Origin of the sequence: Robertmurraya massiliosenegalensis JC6 (genome assembly GCF_000311725.1) — a bacterium.
Classification (GTDB): Bacteria; Bacillota; Bacilli; order Bacillales; family Cytobacillaceae; genus Robertmurraya; species Robertmurraya massiliosenegalensis.
Genome location: NZ_HE978517.1, coordinates 229784 through 238014, shown reverse-complemented (window position 1 = coordinate 238014; position 8231 = coordinate 229784). Strand labels below are relative to the sequence as shown.

8 protein-coding genes and 8 tRNA genes are annotated in these 8231 nt (G+C 40.0%); 14 read left to right on the top strand and 2 right to left on the bottom strand.

Translation table 11 applies throughout. From position 1 onward, the window contains the following. The first annotated feature begins 183 nt into the window (after positions 1 to 183). The 8 genes from BMSHG_RS22155 to BMSHG_RS22120 all read left to right on the top strand — a co-directional run bounded on the left by BMSHG_RS22155 (position 184) and on the right by BMSHG_RS22120 (position 1238). Positions 184 to 258, top strand: a tRNA-Asn gene (locus tag BMSHG_RS22155). 44 nt (positions 259 to 302) lie between these two features. Continuing rightward, positions 303 to 375, top strand: a tRNA-Thr gene (locus BMSHG_RS22150). A gap of 16 nt (positions 376 to 391) precedes the next feature. After that, positions 392 to 463 (top strand) — tRNA-Glu (locus BMSHG_RS22145). A 29-nt stretch (positions 464 to 492) separates the two neighbouring features. Then, a tRNA-Val gene (locus BMSHG_RS22140) sits at positions 493 to 568 on the top strand. A gap of 53 nt (positions 569 to 621) precedes the next feature. Next, a tRNA-Thr gene (locus BMSHG_RS22135) sits at positions 622 to 697 on the top strand. A 5-nt stretch (positions 698 to 702) separates the two neighbouring features. Further along, a tRNA-Tyr gene (locus tag BMSHG_RS22130) sits at positions 703 to 786 on the top strand. Between the two features lie 133 nt (positions 787 to 919). After that, positions 920 to 994 (top strand) — tRNA-Gln (locus BMSHG_RS22125). 171 nt (positions 995 to 1165) lie between these two features. After that, positions 1166 to 1238, top strand: a tRNA-Lys gene (locus BMSHG_RS22120). 20 nt (positions 1239 to 1258) lie between these two features. Here the strand turns inward: BMSHG_RS22120 and BMSHG_RS29500 are convergent. Continuing rightward, a complete protein-coding gene (locus tag BMSHG_RS29500; protein ID WP_161601809.1) occupies positions 1259 to 1504 on the bottom strand; it encodes a DUF418 domain-containing protein in 246 nt (81 codons plus the stop codon). Between the two features lie 230 nt (positions 1505 to 1734). On the opposite strand from BMSHG_RS29500, the gene rocF reads away from it, so the two are divergent. Then, positions 1735 to 2631: an arginase gene (gene rocF, locus BMSHG_RS22115; protein WP_019156650.1), complete on the top strand. Its 897-nt coding sequence runs from the start codon at positions 1735 to 1737 to the stop codon at positions 2629 to 2631. A gap of 63 nt (positions 2632 to 2694) precedes the next feature. Here rocF and BMSHG_RS27895 read toward each other — a convergent pair whose 3' ends face one another. Then, on the bottom strand, positions 2695 to 2853 hold the full coding sequence (locus tag BMSHG_RS27895; protein WP_083879415.1) for an aspartyl-phosphate phosphatase Spo0E family protein: 159 nt from the start codon (positions 2851 to 2853) through the stop codon (positions 2695 to 2697). Between the two features lie 231 nt (positions 2854 to 3084). Between BMSHG_RS27895 and sigW the strand changes: the two genes are divergently transcribed. The 5 genes from sigW to glmM all read left to right on the top strand — a co-directional run bounded on the left by sigW (position 3085) and on the right by glmM (position 7857). Continuing rightward, positions 3085 to 3648 carry an RNA polymerase sigma factor SigW gene (sigW, locus tag BMSHG_RS22105; protein ID WP_019156648.1) on the top strand — a complete coding sequence of 188 codons (564 nt, stop codon included), beginning with the start codon at positions 3085 to 3087 and terminating at the stop codon, positions 3646 to 3648. 15 nt (positions 3649 to 3663) lie between these two features. Beyond that, a complete protein-coding gene (locus tag BMSHG_RS22100; RefSeq protein WP_019156647.1) occupies positions 3664 to 4326 on the top strand; it encodes an anti-sigma factor family protein in 663 nt (220 codons plus the stop codon). Between the two features lie 96 nt (positions 4327 to 4422). Continuing rightward, positions 4423 to 5250, top strand: coding sequence for a diadenylate cyclase CdaA (gene cdaA / locus BMSHG_RS22095; RefSeq protein ID WP_019156646.1), 828 nt, complete (start codon positions 4423 to 4425; stop codon positions 5248 to 5250). Further along, a complete protein-coding gene (locus BMSHG_RS22090) occupies positions 5243 to 6481 on the top strand; it encodes a CdaR family protein (RefSeq protein ID WP_019156645.1) in 1239 nt (412 codons plus the stop codon). The genes cdaA and BMSHG_RS22090 overlap by 8 nt, the downstream gene beginning before the upstream one ends. A gap of 26 nt (positions 6482 to 6507) precedes the next feature. Then, complete coding sequence (gene glmM, locus BMSHG_RS22085) at positions 6508 to 7857, top strand: phosphoglucosamine mutase (protein WP_019156644.1); 1350 nt, start codon at positions 6508 to 6510, stop codon at positions 7855 to 7857. Positions 7858 to 8231: the final 374 nt, after the last annotated feature.

Below are 8231 nucleotides of genomic sequence, written 5' to 3'. Positions count from 1 at the left end.
AAAGCACTTTGATTCCAGTTAAGGAATAAAGTATTATTTTTCCGCGGTAGCTCAGTGGTAGAGCAACGAGCGAAGCATCATGAATTTGCTGCGAGTTGTACTCATCGAGTTGCTTCTTGAATGGGCTTTCTGAGATGAGGACAATCGGAAAGTACACATGATAGAGGAATTAATTAATGATTTTCCGCGGTAGCTCAGTGGTAGAGCAATCGGCTGTTAACCGATCGGTCGTAGGTTCGAATCCTACCCGCGGAGCCATTTTAGTCACTTTATTTGTAATATAATTGTGAGCTAGAATGTATGCTTCCATAGCTCAGCAGGTAGAGCACTTCCATGGTAAGGAAGAGGTCACCGGTTCGAGCCCGGTTGGAAGCTCTCTAAATATTATACTGGCCCCTTGGTCAAGCGGTTAAGACACCGCCCTTTCACGGCGGTAACACGGGTTCGAATCCCGTAGGGGTCATTAAAAGTTGTAGTTGCTACAACTACTTCGGAGGATTAGCTCAGCTGGGAGAGCACCTGCCTTACAAGCAGGGGGTCGGCGGTTCGATCCCGTCATCCTCCACCAAAGTTTTTTACGTAGCAAAGTGGAGTAAAATAGCATTCATTATTATTTAATATGCCGGCCTAGCTCAATTGGTAGAGCAACTGACTTGTAATCAGTAGGTTGGGGGTTCAAGTCCTCTGGCCGGCACCATTTTTGGAGGGGTAGCGAAGTGGCTAAACGCGGCGGACTGTAAATCCGCTCCTTCGGGTTCGGCGGTTCGAATCCGTCCCCCTCCACCACCATTTTTTCTCCATAGTGAAAAAATGTTCCGTATTTACAAAGTATTGTGGAATCAAATAACATTACTTATATAAAAGCATAAAACAGGACAAGCTATAGGTAGTCCTTTTATTTTTGAACTTTACATATTATTGGGCTATAGCCAAGTGGTAAGGCAACGGACTTTGACTCCGTCATTCGTAGGTTCGAATCCTGCTAGCCCAGCCAAGTTTTTTAGAGCCATTAGCTCAGTTGGTAGAGCAACGAGCGATTCATCTATGAATTTGCTTCGAGTTGTACCCATCGAGCTGCTACTTGAATTGACTTTCTGAGATGGGGACATCGTAGATGCCTTGTATCTTAAAATAAGAAAATAAATAGTAGCACATATTTACTTTAGAGCCATTAGCTCAGTTGGTAGAGCATCTGACTTTTAATCAGAGGGTCGAAGGTTCGAGTCCTTCATGGCTCATATCTCTTAAGATACCAATCTTAAGAGATTTTTTTTGTGCAAAATTTATATTGAGTTGAGGAACATGGTTTCCTTTTTTTTATCGCTTGAAATCTAAAGGCACAAAACGGCATTTTTTTAAGCCACAGGCAACTTAATAGCATTTGTAATATGAAAAGAATAAAACTAATTAAAATGCCTACTCCTATATTCACTTCTCCGGACCATCCAACTCCAACCCCAATTAAAGTATGAAGAATATAATTGCTTAATTGCCATGCGTCCAATGTAATTTAAACGCTATAGTAGCTTCATCCATCTTTCCTTTTCTAATAAACATAAAAGACTTAATCCCGATAATCATCAAAAAATTGAATCAGTTGCTCATTTAAAATTCTAGAATCATTTTTATAGTTTATAGAATTTTTAAACGTATATATATGCATTATGATGTTGAGTTGAGTCAAATGATTGTAAGCGTTTAAAATAGGGGTAAGAAAGATAGGAGGGGAAGCTGGTGCGAAAGCTATCGATTATTGGAATGCCTATGGATCTTGGACAAATGAGGCGTGGAGTTGATATGGGACCAAGTGCCATTCGCTACGCTGGTGTTAATGAAAGGTTACAAACTTTATTTGATGAAGTGAAGGACTTAGGTGATATTGCGATTGGAAGACCGGAGGTTCGAGTGGACAAGGAATCAAATCTGAGAAATCTCGATTTGATTGCAGAGAAAACAGCTAAGCTTGCTGAAAAGGTGGATGAAGTGATCCAATCTGGTTCTTTTCCTTTAGTATTAGGAGGGGATCATAGTATTGCTATAGGAACACTAGCAGGAGTTTCACGGCACTATCAAAACCTTGGGGTGATTTGGTATGATGCCCATGGTGATTTGAACACAGCTGAAACATCACCATCAGGAAATATCCATGGTATGCCGTTGGCAGTTAGTATCGGCTTAGGGCATCCATTATTAACGAATATAGGCGGCTTTCAACCAAAAGTGAAGCCGGAGAATATCGTCCTCATTGGTGCTCGTTCATTAGATGAGGGAGAAAGAGCCCTTATTAAAGAAAAAGGAATTAGAGTTTACACGATGCATGAAATCGATCGATTAGGGATGACCAAGGTCATGGAAGAAACAATCCAGTATTTGAAAGAGCGTACAGATGGTGTCCACTTATCATTAGACTTGGACGGGCTAGATCCGACAGATGCCCCTGGAGTGGGTACTCCTGTAAACGGGGGAATAAGTTATCGTGAAAGTCATTTGGCGATGGAGATGTTGGCTGAATCTGACATTGTTACCTCGGCTGAATTTGTAGAAGTAAATCCTATTTTAGATGAGAAAAATAAAACAGCGTCAGTAGCAGTTGCTTTAATGGGCTCATTATTTGGAGAAAAGTTATTGTGAACATAAAAAAAGGTAGTATGAACTCCACCTCCCAATATAAAATAAAGGGAGGTGGAGTTACGATTATTTATTTTTTTCTTCGATTTCTTGATACTGATTTAATAAGACATCCAGTTCTTTACTAAGTTTTAGTACTTCATCATTTGAAAGAGAAGTAGAGGCGGCAGTGGAGATCATTTGATTACGACAGCATTCAATTTCCTGCAATAATTTTGTCCTCATAACACCATCCTTTAAATTCTTTATTCCCTTTGTCCAAATTCTTAAACCACAAATGGCTTTTTTTGTTAAAATAGATCTTATATAAATCATAATGGTTACATTTACTTACTAAAGAATTAGACAAAAGGTTTAGTTTGGAGAAATCATAAATAAATTCCGTAAATAAATGAAACCTTTTCTGCTATCGATTCGTATATCGACTAGCCGCATAGAGCGGAGGTAAATAGTAAAATGGATGCAATAGTTAAAAAGAGAATTAGACAAGTACTAAAAGGCGATCAAAATGCCTATGCGGAAATTGTTGAAATCTATAAAGATAAAGTATTTCAATTATGTTTCCGAATGCTGGGGAACCGCCACGAGGCTGAGGATATGGCCCAAGAAGCGTTTATTCGCGCATATGTGAATATCGCAAGCTTTAATATTGATTTGAAATTTTCCACGTGGCTCTATCGAATTGCCACGAACCTATGCATTGACCGAATTAGAAAGAAAAAACCAGATTTTTACCTCGATGCGGAAGTCTCGGGAACAGATGGTTTAACGATGTACTCACAGGTGCCTTCTGATTCAGCATTACCAGAAGAAGAAGTCGAAAGTATAGAGTTGCATGAAACCATTCAAAGAGAAATCGCAAAATTACCGGAGAAGTACCGTTCTGTCATCGTTCTTAAGTATATTGAAGAGCTTTCGTTAAACGAAATTAGTGAGATTCTGGATATGCCACTAGGGACAGTGAAAACCCGCATTCACAGAGGGAGAGAAGCGTTGAGACACCAATTAAGGAATGTTTAATGAGAGGTGAGAACAGTGAGTTGTCCTGAAAAATATATTGCTTATATGCACGAGTATTTAGATGAGGAAATCTCAACTGAGCATGAAAAGGAATTGAAGGAACATCTTTTGCAATGTCCGGATTGTCAGAAGCATTTTCATGAACTTGAAAAATCATTGGCGTTAGTAAAGAGTATTGCCCATGTGGCAGCGTCAGACGATTTTACCATGAAGGTGATGAATAGATTACCGAAAGAAAAGAAAAAAGTAGGCGTCCAAAGATGGCTAAGACATCATCCGCTCATAACGGCCGCTTCCTTATTCCTAGTTCTCATGGTAGGGAGTCTCTTCTCTACATGGAACACAGGTCATGATTTATCTGTATCAAAGCAGCCAAATTTGATTGTTCAAAATGATACGGTCATTGTACCAGAAGGGGAAGTTGTAAAAGGAGATGTCGTTGTTCGAAACGGGACTTTGGTCATTGAAGGACAAATTGATGGAAATGCAACGGTCATAAACGGAGAGAAGTATTTAGCCTCTGCAGGGGATGTGACAGGGGATGTTAAAGAAATAAATGCTATCTTTGAGTGGATATGGTATCATATGAAGAATATGGCGAAAGAAGCAATCAACTTCTTCGAAGAGTCGGAACAGTCACAAGGTGTGGCTGTTTTTCCTTGCGTGGACATGAGTTGAATAGTGTTTCTTTGAATTATGATATACTATTAGGGTAAAATGAAACGAAATCAAAGCATTCACTGCTTTTAAATATATATAATTGGAGGAAGTCCCATGTCGATTGGAAATTTCAATCTTTTTGATCTACTGATTAATGCCATTGACATTCTCCTAGTAACATTCGTGATATACAAGCTCATCATGATGATAAAAGGTACGAAGGCTGTTCAGTTGCTAAAAGGGATTTTTGTTGTCTTAATTGTAACGTTGATCAGTGATAAGTTCCATTTACAAACGCTAAATTGGATGATGGAGCAAGTACTCATATGGGGAGTCGTCGCTTTTGTAATCATATTCCAACCAGAGCTTAGAAGAGCCTTAGAACAATTAGGAAGAGGCGGCTTTTTCTCACGATCTGGTCATCAGGAAGAAGATGAACAAGAAAAGATGGTTGAATCCATTGTTAAAGCAACAGATTATATGGCAAAACGACGTATTGGAGCCCTTATTTCTGTTGAACGGGAAACTGGATTGGCAGATTACATAGAAACGGGTATCCCGCTAAACGCAAATATATCTTCGGAGCTACTCATCAATATTTTTATTCCAAATACTCCTTTGCATGATGGTGCTGTTATTTTGCAAAAGAACGCAGTGGCTGCGGCAGCATGTTATTTGCCTTTGTCAGAAAGTCCCTTCATATCAAAGGAGCTAGGGACAAGACATCGGGCAGCATTAGGAATTAGTGAAGTGACAGATAGCTTAACCGTCATTGTATCAGAGGAAACAGGATCGATCTCTTTGACAAAGAATGGGGAACTCCATCGTGACCTCAAGCTAGATAAATTTAGAGAAATATTAGAAGCAGAATTACTAGCCGAGGTAAAAGCAAAACAGACTTCTTCAGGTCGGTGGAACTGGAGGGGAAAAGCGAATGGATAAGTATATTAATAAATTGATCGAAAATAAATGGTTTATTCGTGTTATCGCCTTAGCGCTAGCAGTGCTGCTATTCGAAAATGTCGTTGAGGAAAATAATTCCGTGGTCAATGTCCCTCAGGATCAAGAATCAGAGGTAATTGAAGCGGTACCGGTAACAAGTATTTATGACGCAGATAATCTTGTTGTAACGGGTGTACCAGAAACGGTGAAGCTGACTCTCTCTGGGCCACGTGCAAACCTCCAACAAGCTTTAACTCAACGAGGATTTGAGGTGTATGTCGACTTAACAGATGCGGAAATCGGAACACAGGAAGTAGAGATTCAGATTCGGGACATTTCAGAAAGATTAAAAGTGAGTATAGATCCAGCAACGATCACCGTGTCAGTTCAAGAAAAAGTGACGAAAGAGTTTAATGTAGAAGCAGAATTTGATAGCAATATTTTAGCAGAAGGATACATATCCGATATTGCAATCGTCGAACCAAATAAGGTGACGATTACTGGGGCAAAAGATGTGATTGAGAAAATCACATATGTAAAGGCTCCTTTGGATGTGACTGGGCCAATCAATGAGACGATAAAGCGGGATGCGGAGATTCTCGTCCTTGATCAGGCTTTAAATAAACTGGATGTCCTCGTGGAGCCGAGTAATGTGGAAGTAACGATTCCAGTAAAGGCATCCACGAAAACCGTTCCGATTAATGTTGTCCAATCTGGGACCTTGCCAGCGGGCGTAACAATTGAATCGATTAGACTTGAAACCGAAGAAGCGAAGATTATTGCTTCTGAAGAGGTACTGAATAGGACGGATTCCGTTCGAGTGGAATTAGATGTTAGTGAAATTGAAAAGGATACAGAGGTAACACTACCTGTTATTATCTCAGAAGGGATTATCGCTGTTGACCCTCAAGTGATAAAAGTATCGATCCGAGCGAATAAAACAGAGGATCGAACCTTTTCTAATGTCCCTATCCAAATAGAGGGATTGCCAGAACAATATGAAGCTGTATTTCAGGAGCCATCAAATGGTTCCACAAGTATAACTTTATCGGGAAACAGTGGAGATATTACTTCCTTGACAGCGTCAAACTTCCGACTTTATATAGATGCTTCTGATCGTGACGCAGGTGAGCACGAAATCGAGATTCAAGTGGATGGTCCAGAAAATGTTGAATGGAAATTAGCGAGAGAGACTGTGAAAGTGTTAATAACTCAAGAAGATGAACAGTGATTTATTTGGAAAAGGAGCGAGAGTAGATGGGTAAATATTTCGGTACGGATGGAGTTCGCGGCGTAGCTAATAGCGAATTAACACCAGAGCTTGCTTTTAAATTAGGCCGCTTTGGAGGATATGTTTTAACGAAAAATCAACCAAGACCTAAGGTGTTAATCGGTCGTGATACTCGTATTTCAGGACATATGTTAGAAGGTGCCTTAGTAGCTGGGTTATTATCCATTGGTGCAGAGGTTATGCGATTAGGCGTGATTTCAACCCCTGGAGTAGCCTATTTAACAAAAGTGCTTGGAGCACAAGCTGGGGTCATGATTTCAGCATCCCATAATCCAGTTGCAGATAACGGAATAAAATTCTTTGGCTCAGACGGCTTTAAACTTTCTGACGAACAAGAGCTTGAGATTGAACAGTTGTTGGACATGCCAGAAGATGAGTTACCAAGACCTGTTGGTGAAAATCTTGGTCAAGTAAATGATTACTTTGAGGGTGGACAAAAGTATCTGCAATTCTTAAAACAATCAGTAGATGAGGATTTCTCCGGAATACATATTGCCTTAGACTGTGCACATGGAGCAACATCTTCCTTGGCTGCACATCTATTTGCTGACTTAGAAGCAGATCTATCAACAATGGGCGCTTCACCTAATGGACTAAATATTAACAATGGCGTCGGTTCTACTCACCCAGAAGCACTGGCAGCGTTCTTAAAAGAAAAAGAAGCAGATGTGGGATTAGCTTTTGACGGAGATGGCGATCGTCTAATTGCTATTGACGAAAATGGTGATATTGTCGATGGCGACCAGATTATGTTTATTTGTGCGAAATACATGAATGCAAACAATCGTTTGAAACATAATACGGTTGTCTCTACCGTGATGAGTAATCTTGGATTTTACAAGGCTCTTGAAGAAAATGAAATTAAGAGCATTCAAACTGCTGTTGGCGACCGTTATGTAGTCGAGGAAATGAAGAAAAGTGGCTATAATTTAGGTGGAGAGCAGTCGGGCCATATCATTTTCTTAGATTACAATACAACTGGTGATGGTCTTCTTTCAGGACTGCAGCTTGTCAATATCATGAAGATGACGAAAAAGAAGTTGTCCGAGCTTGCTAATGAGATGGAAAAATTCCCGCAAAAGCTCGTCAATATTCGTGTAACAGATAAGCATCATGTAACAGATAACGAAAAAGTGAAAGCCATTATCGAGCAAGTGGAAGCAGAAATGAACGGAAATGGACGTATTCTTGTTCGACCTTCAGGAACAGAGCCGCTTGTGCGCGTCATGGCAGAAGCTCCAACCGAAGAACAGTGTCAATCTTATGTGGAGCGCATTGCTGAGGTTGTAAAGGTTGAAATGGGATTACAAGAATAAAATACAGTTCCAACTGTAATGAGTAAGGAGCATACTTTTCTATGCATAAGGGACTTTTGACAGCCCTTATGCATAGTTTGTTATTAGATACATTTTTTCCATCCAGTTATTAGTTGACGAGATTGGAAATGTAGGTTATGATGATCCTGTTTTTGTAAAAAGTTTTGTTGTTGTAACCTTGGAATGGTTGATTCCGTCTATTACAGTTGTAACAAGAATTTTTTGCAGAAACTTTACTCAAAATAGAAAGGTGGGCAGATTGCATCGAATTTTAAAGCGCCTGAACTAATTACTGGAGCGAAGGAGTAGTTAGTTGACGAGGAGGAGGGTTATCGAATGTTCGGCGGATACCTCCCGGTTGAAGATGCCAACCG